Source organism: Paraglaciecola polaris LMG 21857, assembly GCF_000315055.1.
In the GTDB taxonomy this organism is placed as follows: Bacteria; Pseudomonadota; Gammaproteobacteria; order Enterobacterales; family Alteromonadaceae; genus Paraglaciecola; species Paraglaciecola polaris.
This window is the reverse complement of the sequence record NZ_BAER01000041.1, coordinates 33,914-59,181: the sequence shown is the minus strand read 5'-3', so window position 1 is coordinate 59,181 and position 25,268 is coordinate 33,914. Positions and strand designations below refer to the sequence as shown.

The following is a 25,268-nucleotide window of genomic DNA, read 5'->3' as shown; positions in this document are numbered from 1 at the left end:
AGCTGTTTGGAATAAGTGATACCTCGCCTTAAAAAGGACAGCAATCATGATAACTAAAATGGAAAAAATCCCCCTAAAAGAGCGCTATTTTAATCTTGTGGTTCAACATCCGAAATGGCTATTGATGATCGCATTGTCGGTGATTGTAGTCATGGGTGCTGGACTTAAAAATGTCAAAAAAGATCCATCCGTGGATGCTTTTGTTCCTAGCGACCATCCAGCTGCGTTAGCCAGAGACAGAGCGAGTGAGCTCTTTGGAATTGAAGATCCGATTGTACTGGGTATAGTCGCTGACAACGGTTACTCGGCGTTTACACCTGATGTTATGAATGCACTTAGGCTCATTCAAGGCAAAGTCCGAGAGCTGGACAACGTTAAGAAGAATGGCTTAATCAGCGTACTCACTGAAAGCGCAATGCGTGGTGAACAGGGGGATTTACTGGTTGAACCAATTATCACCAAGGGCGAGGTCACGGCTGACATGGCAGTTGGGGGGTTAGCCAGAGTGCGCAGTATGCCAATGATGAATGGCTTACTGGCATCAAAGAACGGTGACACAGTCACGTTAATTATACCGGTTAGTGATGCTAATCACGCGACACAGACGTATGAGCAAGTACTGGCTATCGGCAAAGCACATGTCCCAGCGAATGCACAAGTGCATGTCACAGGTGTGGCATCCATGAACGGCCGCTTAGCACAAATGGTGAATCAAGATACGCGTATTTTCATTCCAATGGCCATAGTTACCGCTTTATTGATCATTTACATCGCGCTGCGGGAATGGCGAGGTTTACCCGGTCCTTTACTGATCATTGGCGGATCTGCGGCGATGACGGTAGGTTTAATGGGCTGGTTAGATGCGCGTTATTACCTCATTACCACTGCATTACCGGTCATTATTATGGCTATCTCTATTGCTGATAGCCTGCATGTTTCGACGATTTTTTTAGAAAAATGCCGTTTAAACCAAGGCAAAAGTAACACTGAGCTGTTACGCGAGACGTTAAACCAAACCTTCTTACCGGTAACATTAACCACACTTACCACAGTCGCAGGTTTTGTTGGTTTAGCTGTGGGTTCATCGATGCAGCCAATTGCGGAATTCGGCTGGTTCGCTGGGGTTGGCGTCATTGCCGCTTGGGGATTAAGTTTAAGTGCATTGCCGGCGGTGATTTTATTGACTAATTTTGGGGCCAAAGAGCAGCCGCAATTTGTCGAGGACAGCCCAGTCAATGCCTTGGTTTATCGTCTTACCCAAAATGCGTTTAATCATCCATGGACGACATCTTCAAGCTTGATACTGGTACTTACAATATTTAGCTATTTTGCAACCCAAGCGCGTTTTGATTATGAACGTCAACGCTATTTTCAGCCAGATGAAGAGGTCCGCATTGCAGATGTTACCTTGAACAAGCATTTGCAAGGACTTAACTTTTTGGATGTGGTGGTATCGGGGGAGCAAGAAGGTGATTTAATGACACCGAAAGCAATGCATGCCATTGCGGATTTGCAGCAACGTATCAAAATGCAGCCGTTAGTGGTGAAAAGCACCTCTATCACGGACTATTTGGCGCTCATGCATCATGTATTAACGGATGCGCCAACAGGTGAGTTGCCTAGGGCTAAAAATGCTCCGGCTCAATATATGTTCTTGTATGAAGCTGCGGGCAACCCTGGGGATTTTAAAGAAGAAATAGATTTCTCATATCAACATGCACTTATCCGCACCCAGCTCACCACGGATCGCTTTAGCGACGTAGATCCTGTCGTGTCGGAATTTGAAAGAATAGCTAAGCAATGGTCACAAGAGTCTGGGCTTGAAGCGAAAGTCAGTGGTCGGGTGGCAGTGAATTCAGGCTGGATGGCGTTACTTGAGTCTTCACACTTCACTGGGCTTGGGCTCGCGATTAGTTTTGTTTTCTGCTCAGCCGCGCTCGTGTTTCGTTCATTATGGCCAGCGTTATTGTGTTTGGTGCCTATTCTAACGGGCGTGCTTTTTACCTACGCCATGATGGGGTTGCTTAAAATTGATATCGCGCCTGCGACATCCATGACCGCTGCTATTTCGACCGGGTTAGGCGTGGATTTCGCAATCCATCTTATTTCGGGTGTTCGTCAGTCCTTACATAGCGGGTTAAGTCCCAGGGCAGCGTTTAGTGGGCACTATGTTGTTATTGCTCGAGCCTGTGTGTTCTCAGCGCTTGCTTTGGCTGTCGCATTGGCAATGATATGCCTGAGCTCTGCCCCGCCATTGCAATGGTTCGGTGCTTTGGTCGCGTCTGCTTCGATAGGCAGTTTAGTGGGCGCGATAGTTGTCATCCCCGCGTGTTATGCCTTGCTTGCGCCAACGCCTTATGTCATCAATCTAAGAGGAAGCGTGTAATGAAAACATTGACTACAAATAATAAGTCTAGACTTGTTAACATTTTGACAAGCTATGCTCCAATCGCTCGCTATCTACTGGTCATAGCTTTCATCGGCGCCTCACCTGCTGCGGTGCATGCCAATACAGTGTTAAGCGCACAGGATGTGGCGATTAACATCGTTAATCGCGCAGCTAATGAAGGCCGCGTTGGAAATATGCATTTTACCTTACACAATGATACGGGTGGGGTGAGACAACGTTCTGCTTTATTTGTGCACTTAGCTCGCCAAGGCAGTACAAAAATAGGGATCTATTTTACGGCTCCTGCAGCACTGCAAAACACCGGTTTTTTGAGTTATGACAACGTCTCGGGTAGTGATGAAAACTGGCTCTATTTACCTGCCACTGATCGGGTTCGTAAGTTACCTGCATCGAGTAAAGGCGATTACTTCATGGGTACTGACCTTACGTACGGTGATATTAAAGATAATTTTAAATTTGCGTTAGATGATTGGAATTTTAGCATGGGGGAGGCACTCGTTATTGAGCATAAAAGCTATTATAGGCTACAGGGAATTGCAATAAATAACGATAAAAAACAAGAGCTTGGATATTCTTCTTTTGTTGCTTTAGTTGACCCTTTGACGTTCTTTCCGATGAAAATTGAATATTCAGATACCGATGGCGTACCGCTCAAAATTATTTCAGTACAAGGCTTGGAATTGATCGCAGAAGCTTGGATCGCAACACATTTTGAGGTGACTAATTCTCAACTGGCGCACAAAACAGAGGTGATATTAAGCGAGGTGCAACATATCCCTGATTTACCCGAGGAGATTTTAACTGCTGATGAGTTGGGCTATGGGGTGCCAAGCATTGCTGGACGTTAGAGAGCATCGCTAGAGCATGTATTAAGGGCTTTGACGTTAGGGTATCCAAGTCGTGTTGGGCGGGTAAATACTGATTTACTGCAGGATAAAATATAAGGGGATCATTATGCGCAATATGTTGTTTACCTATCAATGGGCTTGTTACTGTTTGAGGGCTGTCAGCTTAGTGAGTTTATTTCTGTCATGGGGTATTTTGCCAGTGAACGCTGAGGTGAAACTGCAATCTGGGCGTTTATCATTGGAATATCGCAGCGGGGTCAATCTACAAAACGGGGATTTGGATCTATCACGAGTGACTTTGTCTTCAGCACATAAGTTTAGATTTTCTTCCCAGTGGAGTGGACAAATAGATACGCTGTCCCAGCTGGCGAGTGACAATACAGGTTTAGGCCGAGTTGATAATTTCGCTTCTCTTAATCGGCCAATTTTTGATAACAATAAAGCGCGGGTTGAGTTAGCTAGGGCATCCGTTATGTGGCGTAAGCGTGGGACGAGTGTTGTGATAGGGAAGCAAGTGACCCCTTGGGGAGTACTAGATGGAATACAGGTGACAGATCGTTTCGATCCTGTGCGTCGTCGAGACTTTGTACTGACGGATATGCGCCCTGAACGCATAGCGCGCTGGGGAGTGCGTTGGCGCACAAAAGTCGACGGGTGGCATATAGATACCTCCTTGGCCCTTGATGGCAGCACTTCACAGCAAGCTCGTATGGGTGATGCCTTCTTTCTAACCTCTACCCGCTTTACCGCAGGCTTAACCTTAGATGATGTAAATGTGTCAAATCAAGCTGGGGAGCAAGTTATTAAAAACAATTTTGAAATTGTCACCCCCGAGCGCAGCCATGCACTGGCACACAGCACAGCGGGGCTTAAAGTGGCGCATTCATTGGGTGATGGGGATGTATCACTGATGGTTTTTCGCGGGCCTGATGCGGATCCGGTTCTGGGATTGCACAGCATGCTTAAGGTCAATCAACCGATAAGGGTGAGCTTTGATTATCTGCGCCGTACCGTATTTGGGGCTACATATGATGTCACGCAAGGGGCCACGGTTTGGCGCCTAGAGTTAGCGTATATTCCTGACCAACCGTTAAATATATTAGCAAGCGTGCCGTTGGCGCAAGCGCGCGGTCAGCGAATTTTAACCGGAGTAGGAATGGATTGGCGAGCGCCAAATGACTGGTTTATTAACACACAGTTGGTGGTTGATTACATAGAAAAAGATAATTTGTCGTTAGTCCGGCCGCAAACCGATACCTTGTTAACGCTGCGTGCCCAGCGCAGTTTTTATAATGCTCGGCTAGTGTTTAAAAGCGAGTTATTGGCCAGCGTTAATCAAGGCGATGGTGCAATACGGCCAGCCTTCGCGTTTGACTGGAGCGATAGAATAAAGCTGCAAAGCGGAATCGACTGGCTGTTTGGCGATCCTAATGGCCAGTTTGGCCAGTTCAAAGATGCCTCACGCTGGTGGGCTTCATTTACCTATACGTTTTAACATGTGGTCATACACCCAAAATTACCTATCGAAATGCCTTGTAACTAGCGCGCTTTAACATCTAACGCAGCAAGGTTGTGGCGAATTTCAGAGGCCTGCACTTGGTTTCCCATGTCTTCGTAATGGCTTAATAGAGACGATAATATCCACGGCAGTTCGGGGTGGGGCATGCCTGAGTGCGCTTTTGATATCAGCATGGCGTGTCGCAAATTTTCCGCTCCCAACGCCCGCTCATCGATACGTAAATAAGCTTTCGCTAAACCAATATGGGCCTGATATGCCTCGACGTACTTAATGTGCAGATTATCCACACTCAGTAATTTATTTTGTAGCCGTTCTTTGTCGATACTTTTCTGGCGAGCATCCAATATATTTTGATACAGGATCAGTGCGTCTTGGGCTTGATTGTTTATCGTTAGAGCATCGGCCAGTATTTGTGCACCAAGCAAGGCTTTATAGTGGGATACTCCCCAAAGTTCGTTGGCATTAGTTAGGGTCCGCTGGGCTAATTGAACGGCTTGATTTGCCCGCTCTGTCCTGAGGTACAATTTGGCTAATGCAAACTCAGTTTCGTATCTCAAACCGTGTTCGTCACCGGTTACGGCGGGTAGGGCAAGTAATATTTCATTAAATAGCTGTTCCGCTGGCGGGTATTGACCAAGGCCTACGTATATCCGGCCCCTGCTTAATTTGGCATCCAGTGTATCTTGGTGATGCTCACCCAGTACTTGAGAAATACGTTTTAGGCGCTCGGTTGTGGGCGCTAATGCACGTTGATAAAACCCCATACGCTCCAGTACATAACTCACCCCGGCCAAGTTATATAAGGTTAATGGGTGATTCTCACCAAATGCTGCAGTACAAGCAGCTAAGCCTTGACTGAAATAGTGCTCGGCTTTTTGGTAATCCCCTAGGGCAAAATAGTCTGCTCCAAGACTGGTAATGGCAAGAACGGTGACTATATTACTTTCCCCCAAGGCTAATAGACTCTTGCGGTAGATTTCGTTGTGCAGGTCAATCGCAAGGAGGGAATGACCGGTGTCGTTATATAGGCCAGCGAGGTTAGACATCACACCTAGTGTATTTTCGCTTTTTTCACCAAAAAGGTGTTTGGCTAGCGAAACGGCTTCTTCAAGCACTGGGCGCTGGAGGTCAAACTTATCTGCCCGGTTGTAAGAATTAGCTAGGGCCCTTAGCACGCGGTATCGCTCGGTGTCATCGCCTTGTTGTTGCCTGTGTATGAGCAATGCCTTTTCCAGATGTGCAATGGCGGGAAGAATGACCCCAATTCTAAAATATATGTCGCCTATAGTACGACGTACTGCCGCCTCTACAAGCGGTTGTTCTTGCAGAGCGTGATCAGTGCCCTGATCTAAGTTTTCACTGGCTTTATCGAGGATTTCGCGCACGGTAATGACTTTTCCTTGGGCTTTATCAGGCTCGATGGCAAAAAACATATTGTGTAAAAAACCAGTAATAGCGACAGCTTTGCCTCGTTCTTGTTCAGCAATGTCGCGTTCAAGTGCAATACGCTGGGACTGCATTAATATCGCGGTACTACCGGTTGATACCGCGATTAAAAATAGCGCTGTTAAGGTACTGCTAAGGCGATTACGTCGAAAAAATTTCTTACCCCGGATATACCAAGCGTTGCGATGAGCCTCAATGGGCCAATGACCAAGGTAACGCTCTATGTCATTCGAAAATTGCCCAACGTCTTTATAACGCTGTGAAGCGCGGTTGTGCAAGGCTTTGAGTAAAATGGCATCTAAATCACCCGCAACATCTTTGGCCTGTATGGCCCAATGAGTGGTTTTATCCCTGGGTACAGGTGCTTTACTGTCTCGTAATATTAAGCTTGGTGGCTCGGGTGTGAACTTAACAATGGCATTGGTGATGTTGTTGTCCACATGCTCAAAAGGTAAGCGCGATGTGAGCAATTTATACAAAACGGCACCTAAAGAGTAAATGTCCGTGCGGGTGCTCAAGGTATCACCGCATATCTGTTCTGGACTCGAATAATGCAAGGTAAGTAAACGCGAAATATGGTCAGCGTCCTCTGATGTATTGGGGGCATCGAGTAGGGTCGATATGCCAAAGTCGAGTAATTTTGCTTCACCTTGGGGGCTGATTAAAATGTTTGAGGGTTTTAAATCACAGTGGATCACCAAGTGCTGATGAGCGTACTGCACGGCGTCACATACTTTTTGAAATAAGTGCAGGCGCTGGCGTAAATTAAGAGCATGTTGCTGGCAATATTCATCAATTGGTGTGCCTTCTATATATTCCATCACCAGATAAGGCTTGTTTGATGAGGTGGTACCACCGTCTAGCAAACGCGCAATATTCGCGTGTTCCAAATTAGCCAGTATCTGGCGTTCCGTTTTGAATCTGGCCGCTAATTCGGAGTTGGTTAAGATGTTGCGGCTTATTTTTATGGCCACTTGCTGTGTGTAATGTTCGTCAGCCCGTTCAGCTAGGTAAATATCCCCCATGCCGCCCTGACCTATCACGCCCGTAATGCGATAACGGTCAACGATGTCACCGATTTTCTGTTGAGGCTGACAAAGCACCGCATGGGCTGCGTGATCGATAATGGAATCTATTTCCTCACTCAAGGTGCTGTGTTTGATAAGGGTTTCAATTTCGTGACGTAGTGCTGGATCATTGTGACAGCTAATGTTGAGAAAAGCGGCTCTTTGGGTGTCCGATAACGTCACAGCCAGATGAAAAATCCGTTGCACTTCTTGCCAATCATCGTTCGTCATTTTGCTCTGTTCCTTTGGCGCACTTATATTAACTATATGTTATTTGTGCTTAAAAAATAGTCTATTATTATGATAGCGTTTACCGGAAAAATTTATTATTCGTGAGTGAATTATTAAGTTATGAAAAACGACACAAACATCACAGAGCTGCTACACGCTTGGCAGTCCGGTAGTGAGCAAGCATTTTCTGATTTAAGCGAGCAGGTCTATACCGAATTGCACAGACGAGCGCAAAAGCACATGTCACAAGAAAGGGCTGGCCATACTCTGCAAGCTACGGCATTGGTTAATGAAGTGTTCGTTGATTTGTTGAGCATACAATTAGATTTTTCTGACCGAGCGCATTTTTTTCGATTGGCCAGTACTATGATGCGACGTATTTTAGTCGATCATGCTAGGGCACAGTGCGCAGCGAAACGCGGTGCGGGTGCACGTCATGTGACGTTACTTGACTGGAAGGTCGCTAGCGGATTTCAGAGTCATGATGTTATCGAACTGGATGCCGCATTATCGGCACTGGCAAAACTAGATAAACGTAAAGCAGAGATCCTAGAATTACAGTTTTTTGCTGGCTCAAGTGTGCAAGACATAGCCCAGTTCTATGAGGTGTCGGCTAGGACCATTGAGCGCGATGGTCAATTTGGTAAGGCGTGGTTGCACCGTGAATTGAGCATGGCGAGCTAAATGCCGTATGTTAGGCACAAAAAATCCGCTCTAGGCGGATTTTTTGCTCTGGTGTGTAAAATTTATTTACCGTGCTGCGTGCTTATTAATGTGTGTTCACGCTGGCGATAACACTGTGTGTTTCGCCATACTTTCCGTTCGTTAGAAAGTTATTCATTTTTGCTGATTTATCACCATATTGCTCAATGAAAGCCACTATATTCTGGCCGTTACAGGTTACTTTATCCGTGACATAACGCTTGGTTAATTTGTTTTCTTTTAGTGCTTTATGCATTTTGAACACGTTTCCTGTTGTTGCCGTGATGCACAATTTGCTGCCAGCTTCATTATCGGCAGGAACGAGTTCAGTACCTGCGTGAGCAGCACCAAGAACAGCAAAAGAAAGGGCGGCAGCGGTGATGATTTTAGTCAATTTTTTCATGAGTGTTTTCCTATAAGCAATAAGTATTAACAGTGTGTCGTGTTGTTAATTATTTTATTGCAACTCAGATGCCATTTTTATTATTCTTACAAATCAATTAGATATGATAATTCAAGAATGTGGTGTTGTGAAATTAAAACGTTTTTTTATTAATTGACTAAAAAATGGTTTTTTTAACCAGAATGATTTGTATCGTTAAAGGTGACGCTTTAATCCGTAATGCGTCGAAAGGGAAATGGTGGAATTCGTCATTGGTTACAGGAAGCTGACCTAGCGACTTAGTATCATGGACGACAAATTGCCAAACCCTAAGCTTTAAAAATCAGCCTTGGTTTGCTATATTTTCGACGCTTTTTTTAAGCATCCCTTTAACTGCTCTGGATTTACGATCCAAATCGCAAGGAAAATACAATGCAAAACAAGACTTCTGCGCCTTTCGTAGTGTGCGCCCTATACAAATTTGTCACCCTTGAAAATTTTGAACAGATGCGTCAGCCGCTGCTTACGTTCATGCAGGATAATGCCATCAAAGGTACATTATTGCTGGCCGAAGAGGGGATTAATGGTACGGTTTCTGGTTCTCGTCAGGGGATTGATACACTATTGGCATACTTGAACAACGACCCACGTATTGCTCCCATCTCACACAAAGAATCGTTAGACGAAACTCAGCCTTTTCATCGCACTAAGGTAAAACTTAAAAAAGAAATCGTCACTATGGGGGTGGAAGGTATCGATCCCCTGCGCACTGTCGGTACCTATGTTAAACCGCAGGACTGGAACGCCCTCATCTCTGATCCTGAGGTGACGGTTATCGATACTCGCAACGATTACGAGATTGAAATTGGTACCTTTAAAAATGCTATTAACCCTAATACCGAGTCATTCCGTGAATTCCCTCAGTATGTGAAAGACAATCTCGCGCCGCGTAAAAATAAAAAGGTGGCCATGTTCTGTACCGGCGGTATTCGCTGTGAAAAGTCCACCGCTTATTTAAAGGAACAGGGCTTTGACGAGGTATATCACCTTGAAGGCGGGATCCTAAAGTATCTAGAAGAAGTACCGAAAACCGATACTTTATGGGAAGGGGACTGTTTTGTATTCGATAACCGGGTGGCGGTTAATCATGATTTACAAAAAAGTGAATACGAGCAATGTTATGCCTGTCGCTTACCCATTACTGAAGACGATAAAAAAAGCCCGATGTTTGAGGCGGGCGCGAGCTGCCCTAAGTGTCATGGTAGGCATAGCGAAGAACAAATGAAGCGTTTTCGAGAGCGTGAGAAACAAGTTAATTTGGCTAAGGATCGCAATGAAGCTCATGTGGGGGAAGATGCCACTAAGGCAATAAAATTACGCCGTCAAACAAAAGCCGCCCAGCGCCGAGCACAGCGCACCGCTGCTGGAAAAAGCAACGGTTAACGTCCGTAGGTAATGCACTTCTGCTCGCCAGCGTAGACATTCGGTGATATGAAAGGGTACACTCAAGTTAACTTAACTAATGTGAATTAAACATGGCAGATCAAGAGACGTTAGCGCCAGAAAAGGTCGCTGAAATTCGTAAAGAGTTCGATTATTTTGATACGGATAACAACGGTGAAATAGGATTAACAGAATTTATTGAGTTGTTAACCATAATATCACCCAAGACCAAGGCTAGCCACGTTGAGGAAGGCTTTGGTTTAATTGATAAAAATAATGATGGCTCTATCGATTTTGAAGAATTTTTAGAATGGTGGCAGCAATCTTGGTGGGAATACTAAACTCCACTGACCTTGTTCGAGATTCAAGAGATATTCGAATGTAAAAAGCCCAAGCAAATGCTTGGGCTTTTTGATTTTAGAGCATAGGATATATTTACAATTGCTTGAAGGTTAAGCCTGCGTTATCAACCAAACGTTTGATCAGTTTGTCACCCATTGCGGATGCTGGGGTTAATATGCCGCCTGGTGTATCACCAGCGTCTTTTATTAAGCACAGTGCGGCTTCGGTTATCATGCGTGATGTTGAGCCATAACCAGGGTCAAGGGTCGCACCTACGCTAACCGTTAAGTTTTGGCCTTCTTGATCGTTACCCACAAATAGTACTTCATAAAAGCCATTTTCACGCTCTTCTTTACTCGGCCCTTCGCCTGGTTTCGGGCCTCCATCCTTCATCATACCTTTGTCGCTCGCGACAGCGTTGGCGATGGCTTCACCTTTTTCTCCCAGGCCTGTCATCAGCATTTCATCGTATACAAAATCACTGCCGTACTGATGGCTGAGCAACAAATTACTGCGATGCACGTTGCGGGTGTTTATTGCCGCCATGATGAAAGGGGTAACCCAAGTATTTAACGATTCTTCAAAATACGGTTTATCACCTGCTGGTTGCTCAATACCCGCAAATCCGGGAGTTAACGAGAACGGATTAAGCAATAATTGGAATTGTTTTGGATCTTGCTTAGCCGCCGCTAGTGTGGCTTTTAAGCTTGCCGCCGTGCCCCCAGAGAACGTACCTTGCATCTTTTTAACGCGGCCTTTCACCCGATTAAAGGTATGACCAAATTTTTCTTTGGCAAGTTGCTGCAAGCGGTACACACCTAAATCAAACGGGATAGAGTCAAATCCGCAGGAGAACACAATGCGCGCACCGCTGGCTTTGGCTGCAGCTTCGTTGGCATCGATCATATGACGCATCCACACGGGTTCACCACATAAATCAACGTAATCAACACCAGACTGCGCACACATGGCCACTAATTCAGAACCATATAGTTGATATGGGCCTACCGTGGTGAGGATTAAACGAGTACTGTCGAGCATAGCTTGCATGGATGTGGCATCTTGTGCGTCAGCCACCACGAGTGGTGTATCTTTCGGAGCACCAATCTCATCTCGTACTTGGGCTAGTTTATCGGCGCTGCGTCCGGCCATTGCCCAAGTGAAACTACTGTCATCTTTATATTGCTTTACTAGGTATTCCGCTACTAAGCGGCCGGTGAAGCCCGATGCGCCGTAAACGATAATATCGAATTCTTTATTTTTGCTCATTACATAGTTCTCTTGTGAGTGCCGATAACTTTATAGTAAAACCTGTTTGCCTAACCTTCACTTTATTTGGTTGATGCTTAACTATAGGACCCGCGAATTAAGCAATCGGCTAGGTGCTGGTTTTATGCCAGTCATGGAAATATCTGTGAGTCGAATATCAGTTTGACTATGGCGAGCAATTAAGCCAGCCAATGAGTGGCTGGCTTATGATCGTTGACTCAGGTTAAGTGCAACGGATTGTGACGTTTAAAACTTATAGGTCGCTTGTGCATACACAAAGCGGCCTTGGGAGCTGTGCGTGCCGACGACGTGTCCCATGTAATCATGGTAGCTAAAAGGTGGCTCTTCATTTAACAAGTTGGTGGCGCCCAGTGTCAGGATCGTATTTTCGATGCCTGCATAATTGACCGTGGTGTCTACCGTAATCATTGAGTCAATATCAGGAAGAATGGTGCCGTCCGCTTGTATGCGAACCGACGCATCTTGCTCAAACTCTCCAATATAGTTGACGGCAACATTGGCACTCCAATCGTCTTTCACCCATGAGCCAGCTGTGGTCCAACGAATTTCAGGCTGTTCAAACTGACCTTCCTGTGTATCCACGCGCCCCCCGGTGCGTATGTCTTCGTAATTCAATACATAGTTCATAATGTAATTGAGTTTAAAGTCACCCATGGACGTTTCTGTCTTATAACCGAGATCAAGGTCAAGACCTGATGTTTTAATGTTACCTAGATTTTCAAATTGGTCGAAGATACGCACCACTTCACCTGGATCGCCAGCAATAGTTGACGGCAAGCGTTCGACCACAGCAGGGTTGTTACCTTGGGTGGTGAACTTAAATTGTGTGTCTTTATTAATGACATTTTCGATATCGTAATTGTAATAATCTAACGAAAAATCAACGTTTTGGGTTACTTCATAAATAACACCAAAGTTGTAACTCTTCGACTCTTCCGGCCCTAAGTCTGGATTACCTGACAACACGGCTGTGTATTCTTGTGGTTCACAGGCTTTGTTGACATTGCCGATGGCATCACAGCGCACGTTATCCACTAAGTTAGGTGATTCATCTGTGTTGCCTAATCCCACCTGGTGCAATGATGGTGCACGGAAAGCCGTTCCGTATGAGCCTCGAATCGATAATTCATCCATTGGTGTCCATATAAAAGCAACTTTAGGATCCGTGGTAGTGCCGAAATCGCTATAGTCTTCATGGCGAACCGCCAGTTGAACGTCAAACGTTTCGGTCAGGGGGATCGCAAGTTCCACAAACACTGCGGTATTGTCTCGCTCCCCATTGGCTCGTGTTGCTTCGGTACCAAAAATTTCACCCCGTAAGAATTGATCATCTGGGTTGTCGCTAATCGTTTGTTCACGATATTCGGCGCCCACCGCCAACATTAACTCACCTGCGGGCATTGTCATAACGGGGCCTGATACTTGGGCGTCGAATGATTTGCTGGTGGATTTACCGTAGCGAGTGGTTTGGGTTTCAATGAAATCCAGCGACTCTTGAGAGTTACTAGAAGGTTCAAATGGGTTCCATAAACCGCTGTCGATAGCTTCTTGTGTGCGGCGGGAGTTAGGGAAACCGTCGACGCCGCGTTCAACCGAATCACTCTTTATGTAGCTGTAAGCTACTTCCCAATCCCATTCACCTAAAGCACCTTCTAGGCCAAAAACAGTGCGATAATAGTCAGAATCGACGCGTTTTTCTCTGTTACCAATGTCAACCGTTCTGCGGCGCATGGTCAACTCTTGACCGAAAAATGGGTGGCTTGGGTCATCCGCAAACGGATGATTAATATTATCCCCAGACATAAATAACTCGTTAAAACTTGGGCTACCCGCGCCCTTTACTGTGGTCTTCGAGTTCTGGCCATTTAAGTCTATGAAGGCGCGCACATCGTCGTTGATCTCAAACTTACCCATGTACATGAAGCTAGCTCGCTGAGACGCAGGCACTGACGAACTAAAAGGGGCATAATCGTAGCGACACAAGTCCCCAACGATTTGATCCGCGGGACAAACGTCATTACCGAAGGTGTCTGGTAATCTAACTGTCGAATCAGAGGCAAGTGCAATGGTGCCGGGAAAACCGGCTGAGCTTCTGAAGTCAGTGGCATAGGGGTCGTTGGGCCTCAGAGCCGATTGGTTTGCAGACTTAGCGTAATCTCGGTCGGCGTACATAATTTCTTCACGATCGAAGTAATCCAGAAGAAAGGTGTGACTCGATTTTTCAGAACTGGTACCAAAAAGCAGACTAATGTTAGACTCTTTGCCACCTCCGTCCGCTGTATCGCCATACTTACCTGACAATTCAAGTCCATCATAATCGTCTTTCATTATAATGTTGATTACCCCTGCGATCGCGTCTGAACCATAGGTGGCTGATGCGCCATCTTTCAATATATCGACGCGCTTTATTGCCGCCAGCGGGATGTTGTTGATATCAACAAAAGCGGTGTCTATTCCATTGGCGAAGGGCGAGACAGAAACTCGGCGACCATTGACCAATATCAGTGTTGAATCGGCACCTAATCCACGCAGGGAAACACTGGATCCGCCGTTCCCAGTGCCGTCACTACTGTTTCCTTGGGTTGAAAACGTACCTTGGCCAGCGATAGGTAGTTTGGCAAATAAACCGATTAAATCGGTTACGCCTGTTTTGGTAATATCTGCAGCAGATAACGAGGTGACCGGAGAGGGGCCTTCTAAATCGCCTCGTCTGATATGTGAGCCAGTCACCTGGACTCGCTCAATATTTTGATCTGCTCTGTCTTGTGCTTGTGTGTTCATGCTTGAGGCGACCGCAACGGCGATCACGGTCAGTTTTAAGTGATTAAGTTTCATGTATGTTCCTAGTGTGTTTATTTATTTTTATTTCAGATAGACGCTTGAAAACGCTTTCTCTGCCAGGCAGTAGGTACAAAATTATCCCAATGACGAGAGTTATCCTAGGCGACGTGCAACCATACTTGCAACCTAAATAGGTAAATAACATTATCGAAGAAGCGCTGGTAACTTTACGCACGTTTTTGAACGGAATATAATAAGTCGCTAATTTAAGACCGAAGTGAAAAGCTCGCACTCAATTACCTAGTTAGGCAAGGTTGTGATTCAGAATAAATGGTGCAGTTGTCTAGAAACGTAGGAAACGTTAGCCTGTATAAATATAAAAAGCAGTAGGATACGTGAATGGAAGAAATATCGGAGTTAGCCAATAGGTCATCTTGTAACCAGTGTTCGGAACAGCAAGAGCTAGGCTTTGATTTTACCATGGCCTTTCAGCCGATCGTTAATTTTAGGCAACGCAGGGTATTTGGTTATGAAGCGCTGGCGCGCGGCCTGAATAATGAGTCTGCCTACTCGGTGATATCCCAAGTCAACCAAGACAACCTCTATTTATTTGATCAATTGTGTCGTATTAAGGCCATCGCCTTAGCCGCTAAACTGGAATTGAATTCAATACTCAGCATTAATTTTTTACCCAATGCGGTTTACAAACCTCAGCGATGTATCCGTACCACATTGGCAGCAGCAGAGGAGTACAACTTTCCTATCAATAAAATCATGTTTGAATTTACCGAAGGTGAAAAAATACAGGATTCAGAACATGTCCGAGGAATTGTGGAGTATTACCGAGAGCAGGGGTTTATAACGGCGATTGACGATTTTGGGGAGGGGTATTCAGGACTCGGGTTATTGGCGAACTTTCAGACGACTATTGTCAAACTGGATATGGGGCTCATTCGTGGTATTGATACGGATACGGTTCGCCAATCAATTGTTCGTCATTGTGTAAATATGTTTCGTGAGCTAAATATTGAACCCCTTGCTGAGGGAATTGAAACGCGGGAGGAAGCAAATTGGCTGTTTGCTGCGGGTATTGATTTGCTGCAAGGCTACTTTTTTGCCAGACCTGGTTTTGAATGTTTGCCGTCAGTGGATTTTAACGACTTTTAACTGACTTACCTTGAAAATAAAAAGCTGAGACAAAGTGAAATGTCCCAGCTTTTTAAGCGACGTTAGCTTAATAAATATCTTTAGCTAACGGCCACTATTTTACAAGCGTTGGTGCCACCGACGGTTTCCATTGTGTCGCCGTAGGTCATAATGAAAAGATCGCCTGTTTCAAGTAGGCCCTTTTCTTTCATGATGGCGACAACATCTTTGGTTAGTTCGCCTGGGCTACTGCCGCGAGAATCAAAGAATACCGGTTTAACACCACGATAAAGCGCCATTATATTCAAGGTCGACTCGTGACGTGATAATGCATAAATAGGCAATGAAGTAGTAATACGTGACATCAGGCGTGGCGTACTGCCACTTTCAGTCAAGGCCACAATCGCTTTCACTGTGCTTAAATGATTAGCGGCGTAGACTGCACTTAGGGCTAATGTTTCGCTGACTGAGCTAAAGCTCTCATCCATGCGGTGCTTTGAGATCTTAACGCTTGGGTGGGTTTCTGCCCCCACACAAACTCGTGCCATAGCAGCCACGGTTTCAACTGGGAAGTCTCCGGCAGCCGTTTCAGCAGAAAGCATAACCGCGTCGGTTCCGTCTAATACCGCATTGGCCACATCCATGACTTCAGCACGTGTTGGCATTGGGCTGGTGATCATTGATTCCATCATTTGCGTTGCCGTGATAACCACTTTATTTAGCTGGCGAGAGCGCGCAATCAATTTCTTCTGTACACCAACAAGTTCAGCATCACCGATTTCAACACCCAAATCACCCCGGGCAACCATGACGGCATCAGAAGCTTCAATGATATCGTCAATCGCTTCGTCGGTAGCAACCGCTTCAGCGCGTTCGACCTTGGCGCAAATCATCGCGTGACAACCTGCTTTTTCAGCCAACTGACGAGCATAACGCAAGTCATCACCTGAGCGAGGGAAAGATATAGCCAGATAGTCAACACCAATGATAGCGGCCGTTTTAATGTCTTCTTTGTCTTTTTCAGTCAAAGCTTCAGCTGATAAACCACCGCCTAAACGGTTGATGCCTTTATTGTTAGACAATTTGCCAGCCACAGTCACTTCTGTGTGCACTTTGTTGCCTTGTACATCTAATACTTTAAGCTGAATACGGCCATCATCTAATAATAGAATGTCACCCGTGTTAACGTCTTTAGGCAACGCCTTGTAGTCGATACCCACTGCATTTTGGTCACCGTCATCACGGCCCATGTCAGCATCAAGGATGAATTTGTCACCTAAGGTGAGAATAATCGAACCTTGCTTGAATTTTGATACGCGAATTTTTGGACCTTGCAAGTCACCTAGAATTGCAATGTATTTGCCAAGCTTTTTCGCTACTTGACGAACTTTATCGGCGCGGTCGATGTGGTCTTGCGCGGTACCATGAGAGAAGTTCATGCGTACTACGTTTGCTCCGGCTTGAACTATGGCTTCTATTTGTTCAACTGTGTCAGTTGCTGGGCCTAATGTAGCTAAAATCTTCGTTCGTCTTAACATAGGTAATTTGCTCTGGTTGTGGCGCATACTGTTTCAGGAATGCAGGTAGTGAATAGTGGTTACTGGTGTATCTAAATCTGCCATGACAATATCGAAAGGTCTTATACATTGGCTAAGCGCGTGAAAAGACATTTATTCCATGGCTGTCAGCCAACGATTATAGCAAGTGATGCTGACTTAATAATTACTATTCCGTAATTTAATTACAAAAATACTAGATTAATAAGTCATTATTGTGAAATTTTTTAACAAAAAAAGCCATTAAAGCGCGTTAAATGACGTGAGGTCAGACCAATTCAGGATGAAAAAGCCCTTTTTGTGATGTTTTACCATCACTGCTCGTTGCGTTTGTCGAACCTTGAACCGCGTAACGTATCTTTTACGCGTTTCAAGTTTTCGCGAAATTTTGTGCCTCTGCGTAAGGTGAAACCGGTAGCCAAAATGTCGATAAGGGTAAGTTGTGCGATACGTGATGCCATCGGCATATACATATCCGTGTCTTCAGGCACCTCTAAAGATAACACTAGGCTACATTCTTTCGCCAAGGGGCTATTTTGCGAGGTAATACCCACCACAGTCGCGTCGTTACTGCGTGCTATTTGTGCCACTTCGACCAAACTTTTAGTACGCCCAGTGTGAGAAATTAGTACCACTACGTCATCTTCCGAGGAATTCATACAACTCATGCGCTGCATTAAAATATCTTCAAAATAGACCACGGGTACATTAAAGCGAAAGAACTTATTTAAGGCGTCGTGGGCCACAGATGCTGAGGCACCTAACCCGAAAAATGAAATCTTTTGCGCCTGAGTTAATAAATCAACTACACGATTGATCGTATTGATATCAACAGATTGACGAGCTACTTCAAGGGAAGCCATAGTCGATTCAAAAATCTTTTTGGTATATTCCTCAGGCCCGTCATCTTCTTCCACATGGCGGTTAACATAAGGAGTACCATTAGCCAGACTCTGGGCCAAATGTAATTTAAAGTCCGGATACCCTTTAGTATCTAAGCGTCGACAGAAGCGATTGACCGTAGGTTCACTGACATCAGACATCTTCGCCAATGTGGCTATGCTGCTGTGGATAGCAACTTGAGGATTTGCCAAAATGACTTCGGCGACTTTACGTTCTGACTTACTAAACGCCAGTTTATGCTGAGTTATTTTTTCAAGAATGTTCATATGGCCACAGAATTCTTAACTAAAATCATGAAGTAGCGTTAAGAATAACACTGTCGGTGGCAAACTTGGTAACCTTCTTGTAACTTTTTGACAAAAAGTACCAAAATACCAAGCTGAATCACCAATAAAATCGCAGAATTCTTCGCCTTTCGCTAACAAACGTTGTAAAATTACAACATTTGTTGTTAACTGTGGGCAAAGATAAGTCATGATTGAAGTGTTATTATTAGCCCAATTCCAATCACGCAATTTCATTAATTAGCAGGTTAAACACAATGACGTTAGATAATTCATCCGCTCCGTGCGATTTTGTTCTATTTGGTACTAAAGGCGACTTAGCTCGCCGCAAATTACTTCCGTCGCTTTACCAGTTAGAGAAAGCCAACTTAATGCATGCTGAAACGACTATCTTAGGCGTAGCCCGAGATGACCTTAGTTTGCAAGAATACGTCGCTTTAGTTAAAGAAAACATTGAAAACTTCGGTGGTGAAGCCCTTTGTGACGAAACATGGGAACGTTTTTCCGCGAAACTAGTTTACGTTTGCGTCGACATGAAAAATGCAGATAGCTACAGCGTGTTTGCTGATCATGTTGATTCTGGGCGTACTATGGTGTGTTACTTCGCAACGCCTCCGTCTATCTTTGGTGATATATGTCGTGGCCTTAAAGCGGCTGATGTAATCGATAAAAGTATGCGTGTCGTACTAGAAAAACCAATCGGTCACGATTTAGAGTCATCTAAAGTTATCAATGACCAAGTTGCTGAGTTCTTCGACGAATCACAAATTTATCGTATCGATCATTATCTCGGTAAAGAAACCGTTTTAAACTTAATCGCGTTGCGCTTTGCAAACTCTATTTTTGCGACCAACTGGGATCACAACAGTATTGACCATGTTCAGATCAGTGTTGCTGAATCTGTGGGCATCGAAGGCCGCTGGGGATATTTTGATAACGCCGGTCAAATGCGCGATATGGTGCAAAATCACTTATTGCAAATCTTAACTTTGATCGCTATGGAACCACCTACTACGTTGGATGCGGATAGTATTCGCGGTGAAAAACTAAAAGTACTTAAAGCGCTACGTCCTATTAATTCTAGCAATATATCGAAAAAGAGTGTTCGTGGTCAGTACATTGGTGGTTTTGTCAAAGGCAAAGAAGTGCCTGGGTATTTAGATGAGCCAGACGCTAACCCGCGCAGTGAAACTGAAACCTTTGTCGCCCTTAAAGTGGATATCGATAACTGGCGCTGGGCCGGTGTGCCTTTCTATTTACGTACTGGAAAGCGTTTGCCGAACAAAACCAGTGAAGTGGTGATTTATTTTAAACGTCAGCCTCACAACTTATTCGAAGACAGTTTTGCACAGTTGCCGCCTAATAAATTGACGATCCGCTTGCAGCCCGATGAAGGGGTTGAAGTCACAGTGATGAATAAAGTACCTGGTTTGACAGGTACGGGCGCCATGGACTTGCAAAAATCACGTTTGAACTTGAGTTTCTCTGAAGCTTTCCAGGATGATCGCATTGCGGATGCTTATGAAAAGCTATTGCTTGAAGTCATGTTAGGAAATCAGGCGCTGTTCGTTAGTCGTGATGAAGTTGAATTCGCCTGGAAATGGGTAGACGGCATTATTGAAGCTTGGAAACACACAAATGAGCCGCCAGAGCCATATCAAGCCGGTACGTGGGGCCCAGTTGCCTCTATCGCACTGCTCGCTCGTGAAGACAGAGCTTGGTATGAAAGCAGAATAGGAAAAAAGTAATATGTCATTAACCGAAAGTAATTTTCAGTCTACTGATGAATTAAATATCGCCTTTGCTGAGCGTATTGTGGATATTTTAAAGACGGGCATAACTGAAAACGGTCGTGCAAGCTTAGTGGTTTCCGGTGGTCGAACACCTAAGGCCTTATTCAACGCCTTGTCGAAAGTTGCCTTGGATTGGGCAAAAGTGGACGTGAGTCTTGCTGATGAGCGTTGGGTCGAAACTGACGACGATGCCAGTAACGAAAAAATGTTGCGTCGTGAGTTATTGCAACACAATGCTGCAGTGGCAAATTTCGTCGGTCTTAAAACTGAGCATGCAGATGCTAAAGATGCAGTTGAAACCTGCACGGCTAATTTAGCTCGTTTGCGCACACCTTTTGATGTGTTGATCCTTGGCATGGGAGAAGACGGACATACGGCGTCGTTATTTCCATGCTCTGAACAGATACACCAAGGTTTGGACCAAGGCGCTCGCCGCACTTATATCGCAGTACAGCCTACTACTGCACCTAACCAACGTATGTCGTTAACCTTACCTGCACTGTTAAACAGTAAACATATTTTCTTGCATTTAACGGGCGCAAGTAAAAAGCAGGTATTAGATGAAGCCCTAAAAGGTGGCGACGAGCATGCAATGCCCATTCGCGCTGTGCTTAACAATGCCGACGTCGAATTAATGTGGGCGCCCTAGGAGAAACTAATGAATTCTACCATCCAAGAAGTTACCCAGCGAATTATTGAGCGCAGTCAAGCTTCACGTAAAGCGTATCTTGATAAAATTGAAAAAGCCCGTTTACAAGGGCCACACCGTGGCACTTTGTCGTGCGGTAATTTAGCTCATGGCTTTGCTGCTTGCGGTACAGAAGATAAAGCCGATTTGCGTAGTATGACTAAATCGAATATCGCGATTATCTCGTCTTACAACGACATGTTGTCCGCGCATCAGCCTTACCATGATTATCCTGAAATTTTGAAAAAGGCCATTCATCAGGTTGGCAGCGTCGCACAGTTTGCTGGCGGTGTACCTGCTATGTGTGACGGTGTTACTCAAGGTAACGCTGGCATGGACTTGAGCTTAATGAGCCGGGATGTGATTGCCATGTCAACGGCCGTTGCGCTGTCGCATAATATGTTCGACGGCACCTTGATGCTGGGTATTTGTGACAAAATTGTCCCAGGATTATTAATCGGTGGTTTGAGTTTCGGTCATTTGCCAACAATTTTTGTGCCTGCGGGCCCCATGCCATCAGGTATTCCAAATAAAGAAAAAGCCCGTGTACGCCAAATGTACGCAGAAGGCAAAGTAGGTCGTGAAGAATTGCTCGAGGCTGAGTCGCAATCTTATCACTCAGCAGGTACCTGTACTTTCTATGGTACTGCCAACAGTAACCAGCTAGTGGTTGAAACCATGGGCTTACACTTACCCGGTTCATCTTTTGTTAACCCAGGTACCCCGTTACGTGAAGCATTAACGGATGCTGCGGCCCGTCAAGTGACGCGCATTACCGATTTAGGTGAAGATTATCGCCCAATTGGTCATATTGTGGATGCGAAAGCTATCGTTAATGGCTTGGTTGCTTTGTTAGCGACGGGCGGTTCAACGAACCACACCATGCATTTAGTCGCAGTGGCGCGTGCTGCTGGTTACACCATCAACTGGGATGATTTCTCAGATATTTCTGATGCGGTACCTTTGCTTACGCGAATTTACCCTAATGGTTCAGCTGACATCAACCACTTTACCGCAGCAGGCGGAATGGCGTTGCTGTTTAGAGAATTGTTAAACGCCGGTCTATTGCATAACGACGTGAAAACCATCTGTGGTGATGGACTGGAACGATATACCCAAGAGCCAATGCTTGAGCATGGCGAATTAGTGTGGCGCGATGGGCCTACTGAATCCTTCGATAAAGACGTGGTCGCTACTGTTGCTAAACCCTTTAAACCAGATGGTGGTTTATCTGTGCTAACAGGTAATCTGGGCCGGGCAGTCATGAAAACCTCAGCTTTACGTGAGCCTCATTGCGTGATTAAAGCACCCGCTGTTGTGTTTGAAGATCAATTTGAATTGGCAGCGGCTTTTAAAGCGGGCGATTTAGACAAAGATTGTATCGTCGTGGTGCGTTTCCAGGGGCCTTCTGCTATTGGTATGCCGGAACTGCACAGCCTGACGCCTCCGCTTGGTGTATTACAAGACAAAGGCTTCAAAGTTGCACTTGTGACTGACGGCCGTATGTCAGGCGCATCAGGTAAAGTGCCTGCTGCTATCCACTTGACCCCAGAAGCATTGAAAGGCGGCTTGATCGCTAAAGTAGTCAACGGCGATATCATCGAACTTAATACGCAAACCGGTCATATGACCTTGCATGTTGATGATGCTGAACTAGCGGCGCGTGAAGCAAAAGTAACCGACGTTGCCTCACACCAAGTGGGTATGGGACGTGAAATGTTTGCTGGTATGCGTTCAACCTTAACGGGTGCTGAACAGGGTGCATGTTCACTTTTTGCCGGACAGGAAGATTAATCGTGACGACTAATTTTGTTGCAGATATTGGTGGCACCAACATCCGTTTAGGACAGGTTGTTGACGGTAAAGTGACTGAAATTCGTAAGTATCTGTGTGCCGATTTCGACACCGTCAGTGATGCGATTAAGCAATATTTTTCCGAGTTTCCCGCTACCCAGTTTGCCGCTGGGTGCTTGGCAATTGCCTGCCCAGTTAGCGGTGACTTTGTCAAAATGACCAACCACACTTGGGCTTTTTCTATTAAAGAAGTGCAAAGTGAATTGGGTCTGAAGTGGCTGGGTGTAATCAATGATTTCACCTCGGTAGCCCATTCTTTACCTAAGCTAGATGCGAGCCAGAAGTTACAAATCGGCCCTGGTAACGCTGTCCCTGATGCAAACATTGCGGTGTTTGGGCCAGGTACTGGCTTAGGTGTTGAGCACTTAACCTGTACTGACGGCGTATGGAAAGCGCTTGATGGGGAAGGTGGACACGTTGATTTTTCAGCGGTAGACGAAAATGATATTGCTATTCTGCGCTTTTTAACTAAAAAGCTTGGCCATGCCTCAGCAGAAGAAGTGATGTCAGGTAGAGGTATTGTCCATATCTATCAAGGATTAGCTGCAGCTAAGAATGTACCGCCAGAGTACAGTGACGCAGCGGATATTACCTCAAGAGCAATTGATAACAGCTGCGCACTGTGCCGAGAAACACTAGAGCAGTTTTGTCGCATCATGGGAAGTTTTGCGGGGAATTTAGCCCTGAATTTGTGTACCCGTGGTGGTGTTTATATCGGTGGCGGAATCGCTTCACGTTTCGTTGAATTTATACAACATAGTGAATTTCGTGCGCGCTTTGAAGCAAAAGGCCGGTTTAAAGATTACGTAGCCGGCATACCTACATACATTATTACCGAGCCTGATCATGGTTTGATCGGTGCGATGGCATACCTACAACAGCATTATAAAGGTTAACTACAATGACAAAAAATTGGAAAGTTTCGTCACAAGAAGTCTTCAGTCAAGGGCCTTTGGTTCCCGTATTGGTTATCAAAGACGTAAAGCACGCCGTGCCGTTAGCTAAAGCGCTAATCGCAGGTGGCATACGCGTATTGGAAGTGACTTTGCGTACTGAAGCTGCATTGGACGTGATTAAAGCCATTGCCACAGAAGTACCTGACGCCATTATAGGTGCAGGTACCGTCACCAACGCTAAGCAATTAGCTGAAGTCGAAGCGGCTGGCGCAATGTTTGCCATTAGCCCAGGCATGACATCAGACTTGCTTGATGCAGCGAATAAAGGTGGTATCGCCCTTATCCCTGGTATCTCATCTATCTCTGAATTAATGCGTGGTATTGATTTTGGTTACACTCACTTTAAGTTCTTCCCTGCTGAAGCCTCAGGTGGTGTTAAAGCACTTAAAGCGATTGGTGGTCCTTTCCCTGATATCGCATTCTGCCCTACTGGCGGCATAAGCCCAGCTAACTATCTTGAGTACCTATCATTGCCTAATGTACGCTGTGCTGGGGGCTCATGGTTGGCGCCTGACGATGCAGTCGAGTCAGGTGATTGGGCTCGCATCACTGAGTTAGCTAAGCAAGCGGTGGATGGCGCAGCTGGCATCAAATAACGCTTAGTTATGTGTCTAAAAGGGTCACTGATGTGGCCTTTTTTGTGTCTGCTGCTCAGCGCAAGGCACGTTAATCAAACGCAGGACGACTATCCTCCATCAGTAAATCGAGGCTCTGCTGCGCTTTCTGGGGATCTTTCAGGTCCGCATCTTCAAGCATTTCGCACTCATCGTTTAGCATCTGCTTTATCGTCACGGGATAATACTTACAATCGTCAGGACGATCGTAGTAGATGTCACAGGTGTATATTTCTTTGGCTGCATGGGTATCAGTTGCTGGTACCGGTATTTTGCGTAAGAAAGGGCACAGTGTTAGCTGCTTCTTGCTTTGGGGATCCATCCATATCAAACCGTTTTTAACATATTCCGCTATATCGGGGCGAAATAGCTGCCACATATCGATTTCTTCGTCGCTTGCTGATAAACCACCGTCACTGTATTTGGTACAGCACTTTCCGCATTGGGTACATTCTTTCAATTGAGGTCATCACGATGAAGGAGGCGTAAGGGGGCAGTGTAGCAAGAACCGGAGTAAATCGTTTGAATAACGTCTCGATATGGAACGTAGCAAGGGAATGTAAAGCTATAGCCCATCCCCTTGGTGTAGTAGATATATTAGTCAGTATTGAGTGCAATTAATGCGCTAGCATCGAATTTTATACCTTGCCAACCCGTGGCCATAAAATTACGGATATTACCGTGGTCAGTGCCATCGGGATGTTGCATTACATCTTGGCGATAGAATTTGCCGAATAAAGCCAGAGTCTCGGTTTCGGTCAGTCGGTTTAATTGGGCAAAGTAAAATATTTTACATGAGCCTTCGTTACTGCCTGCTTTATTAGTTAAGTCGCCGTTGCTGAATGCGCTCGCGGTATATTGGTAATCATGATGAATAACGTCAATGACTTGGCTAAATTCAATATTTTCTGGCTCGGTTCGAACGCGTTTGATTAGGTCGTGAGTCGTCATATTTGCTCCTGAATGATGCGCAAAACGGAAAAGTTTATAAAGAAATAACGCTGTAAGGGCTC

At 45.3% G+C, this 25,268-nt stretch carries 21 protein-coding genes; 12 read left to right on the top strand and 9 right to left on the bottom strand.

Annotation, left to right across the window (positions count from 1 at the left end; genetic code table 11):
- Positions 1-46: 46 nt before the first annotated feature.
- From GPLA_RS08010 to GPLA_RS08000, 3 genes are all read left to right on the top strand, one after another.
- A complete protein-coding gene (locus tag GPLA_RS08010; RefSeq protein ID WP_040514205.1) occupies positions 47-2,386 on the top strand; it encodes an efflux RND transporter permease subunit in 2,340 nt (779 codons plus the stop codon).
- Entirely contained in the window at positions 2,386-3,258 is an 873-nt protein-coding gene (locus tag GPLA_RS08005; RefSeq protein WP_040514203.1) for an outer membrane lipoprotein-sorting protein, read from the top strand. Before GPLA_RS08010 ends, GPLA_RS08005 begins: the two co-directional genes overlap by 1 nt.
- Before the next feature lie 106 nt (positions 3,259-3,364).
- A complete protein-coding gene (locus GPLA_RS08000; protein ID WP_007104358.1) occupies positions 3,365-4,753 on the top strand; it encodes a hypothetical protein in 1,389 nt (462 codons plus the stop codon).
- Between the two features lie 44 nt (positions 4,754-4,797).
- Here GPLA_RS08000 and GPLA_RS07995 read toward each other — a convergent pair whose 3' ends face one another.
- Positions 4,798-7,521 (bottom strand): serine/threonine-protein kinase, encoded by a 2,724-nt coding sequence (locus GPLA_RS07995; protein WP_007104357.1) that lies wholly within the window; start codon positions 7,519-7,521, stop codon positions 4,798-4,800.
- 120 nt (positions 7,522-7,641) lie between these two features.
- Between GPLA_RS07995 and GPLA_RS07990 the strand changes: the two genes are divergently transcribed.
- A complete protein-coding gene (locus GPLA_RS07990) occupies positions 7,642-8,205 on the top strand; it encodes an ECF-type sigma factor (RefSeq protein WP_007104356.1) in 564 nt (187 codons plus the stop codon).
- 85 nt (positions 8,206-8,290) lie between these two features.
- On the opposite strand, the gene GPLA_RS07985 is transcribed toward GPLA_RS07990, so the two are convergent.
- Entirely contained in the window at positions 8,291-8,626 is a 336-nt protein-coding gene (locus tag GPLA_RS07985; protein WP_007104355.1) for a DUF3718 domain-containing protein, read from the bottom strand.
- A 411-nt stretch (positions 8,627-9,037) separates the two neighbouring features.
- On the opposite strand from GPLA_RS07985, the gene trhO reads away from it, so the two are divergent.
- Together trhO and GPLA_RS07975 are read left to right on the top strand one after the other, a co-directional pair.
- Positions 9,038-10,048 (top strand): oxygen-dependent tRNA uridine(34) hydroxylase TrhO, encoded by a 1,011-nt coding sequence (gene trhO, locus GPLA_RS07980; protein ID WP_007104354.1) that lies wholly within the window; start codon positions 9,038-9,040, stop codon positions 10,046-10,048.
- A 92-nt stretch (positions 10,049-10,140) separates the two neighbouring features.
- Entirely contained in the window at positions 10,141-10,389 is a 249-nt protein-coding gene (locus GPLA_RS07975) for an EF-hand domain-containing protein (protein WP_007104353.1), read from the top strand.
- A 94-nt stretch (positions 10,390-10,483) separates the two neighbouring features.
- Here the strand turns inward: GPLA_RS07975 and GPLA_RS07970 are convergent, their stop codons facing one another.
- A complete protein-coding gene (locus GPLA_RS07970) occupies positions 10,484-11,659 on the bottom strand; it encodes a saccharopine dehydrogenase family protein (protein ID WP_007104352.1) in 1,176 nt (391 codons plus the stop codon).
- A gap of 246 nt (positions 11,660-11,905) precedes the next feature.
- Positions 11,906-14,515, bottom strand: coding sequence for a TonB-dependent receptor plug domain-containing protein (locus GPLA_RS07965; protein ID WP_007104351.1), 2,610 nt, complete (start codon positions 14,513-14,515; stop codon positions 11,906-11,908).
- A gap of 345 nt (positions 14,516-14,860) precedes the next feature.
- Here GPLA_RS07965 and GPLA_RS07960 point away from each other — a divergent pair, with 345 nt between their 5' ends.
- Positions 14,861-15,628, top strand: a complete 768-nt coding sequence (locus tag GPLA_RS07960; protein WP_007104350.1) for an EAL domain-containing protein — start codon at positions 14,861-14,863, stop codon at positions 15,626-15,628.
- Positions 15,629-15,708: 80 nt separating this feature from the next.
- Here GPLA_RS07960 and pyk read toward each other — a convergent pair whose 3' ends face one another.
- From pyk to GPLA_RS23430, 3 genes are all read right to left on the bottom strand, one after another.
- Positions 15,709-17,145: a pyruvate kinase gene (gene pyk / locus GPLA_RS07955; RefSeq protein WP_040514214.1), complete on the bottom strand. Its 1,437-nt coding sequence runs from the start codon at positions 17,143-17,145 to the stop codon at positions 15,709-15,711.
- Between the two features lie 332 nt (positions 17,146-17,477).
- A complete protein-coding gene (locus GPLA_RS07950) occupies positions 17,478-18,332 on the bottom strand; it encodes a MurR/RpiR family transcriptional regulator (RefSeq protein ID WP_007104348.1) in 855 nt (284 codons plus the stop codon).
- Positions 18,333-18,347: 15 nt separating this feature from the next.
- The gene (locus GPLA_RS23430; protein ID WP_007104347.1) at positions 18,348-18,587 is read right to left on the bottom strand and encodes a hypothetical protein; all 240 of its coding nucleotides are present in this window, start codon (positions 18,585-18,587) and stop codon (positions 18,348-18,350) included.
- Between the two features lie 20 nt (positions 18,588-18,607).
- Here GPLA_RS23430 and zwf point away from each other — a divergent pair, with 20 nt between their 5' ends.
- From zwf to GPLA_RS07925, 5 genes are read left to right on the top strand one after another with little or no spacing between them, the layout of a single operon-like run.
- Positions 18,608-20,098, top strand: coding sequence for a glucose-6-phosphate dehydrogenase (gene zwf / locus GPLA_RS07945; RefSeq protein WP_007104346.1), 1,491 nt, complete (start codon positions 18,608-18,610; stop codon positions 20,096-20,098).
- A 1-nt stretch (position 20,099) separates the two neighbouring features.
- Positions 20,100-20,792 (top strand): 6-phosphogluconolactonase, encoded by a 693-nt coding sequence (gene pgl / locus GPLA_RS07940; protein ID WP_007104345.1) that lies wholly within the window; start codon positions 20,100-20,102, stop codon positions 20,790-20,792.
- A gap of 9 nt (positions 20,793-20,801) precedes the next feature.
- Positions 20,802-22,625: a phosphogluconate dehydratase gene (gene edd, locus GPLA_RS07935; RefSeq protein ID WP_007104344.1), complete on the top strand. Its 1,824-nt coding sequence runs from the start codon at positions 20,802-20,804 to the stop codon at positions 22,623-22,625.
- Positions 22,626-22,627: 2 nt separating this feature from the next.
- Positions 22,628-23,581 carry a glucokinase gene (locus GPLA_RS07930; protein WP_007104343.1) on the top strand — a complete coding sequence of 318 codons (954 nt, stop codon included), beginning with the start codon at positions 22,628-22,630 and terminating at the stop codon, positions 23,579-23,581.
- 5 nt (positions 23,582-23,586) lie between these two features.
- Positions 23,587-24,237: a bifunctional 4-hydroxy-2-oxoglutarate aldolase/2-dehydro-3-deoxy-phosphogluconate aldolase gene (locus GPLA_RS07925; protein ID WP_007104342.1), complete on the top strand. Its 651-nt coding sequence runs from the start codon at positions 23,587-23,589 to the stop codon at positions 24,235-24,237.
- Positions 24,238-24,307: 70 nt separating this feature from the next.
- Here GPLA_RS07925 and GPLA_RS07920 read toward each other — a convergent pair whose 3' ends face one another.
- Together GPLA_RS07920 and GPLA_RS07915 are read right to left on the bottom strand one after the other, a co-directional pair.
- Positions 24,308-24,715: a zinc/iron-chelating domain-containing protein gene (locus GPLA_RS07920; RefSeq protein ID WP_040514199.1), complete on the bottom strand. Its 408-nt coding sequence runs from the start codon at positions 24,713-24,715 to the stop codon at positions 24,308-24,310.
- Positions 24,716-24,852: 137 nt separating this feature from the next.
- Complete coding sequence (locus tag GPLA_RS07915; protein ID WP_007104340.1) at positions 24,853-25,206, bottom strand: HopJ type III effector protein; 354 nt, start codon at positions 25,204-25,206, stop codon at positions 24,853-24,855.
- Positions 25,207-25,268 lie beyond the last annotated feature (62 nt).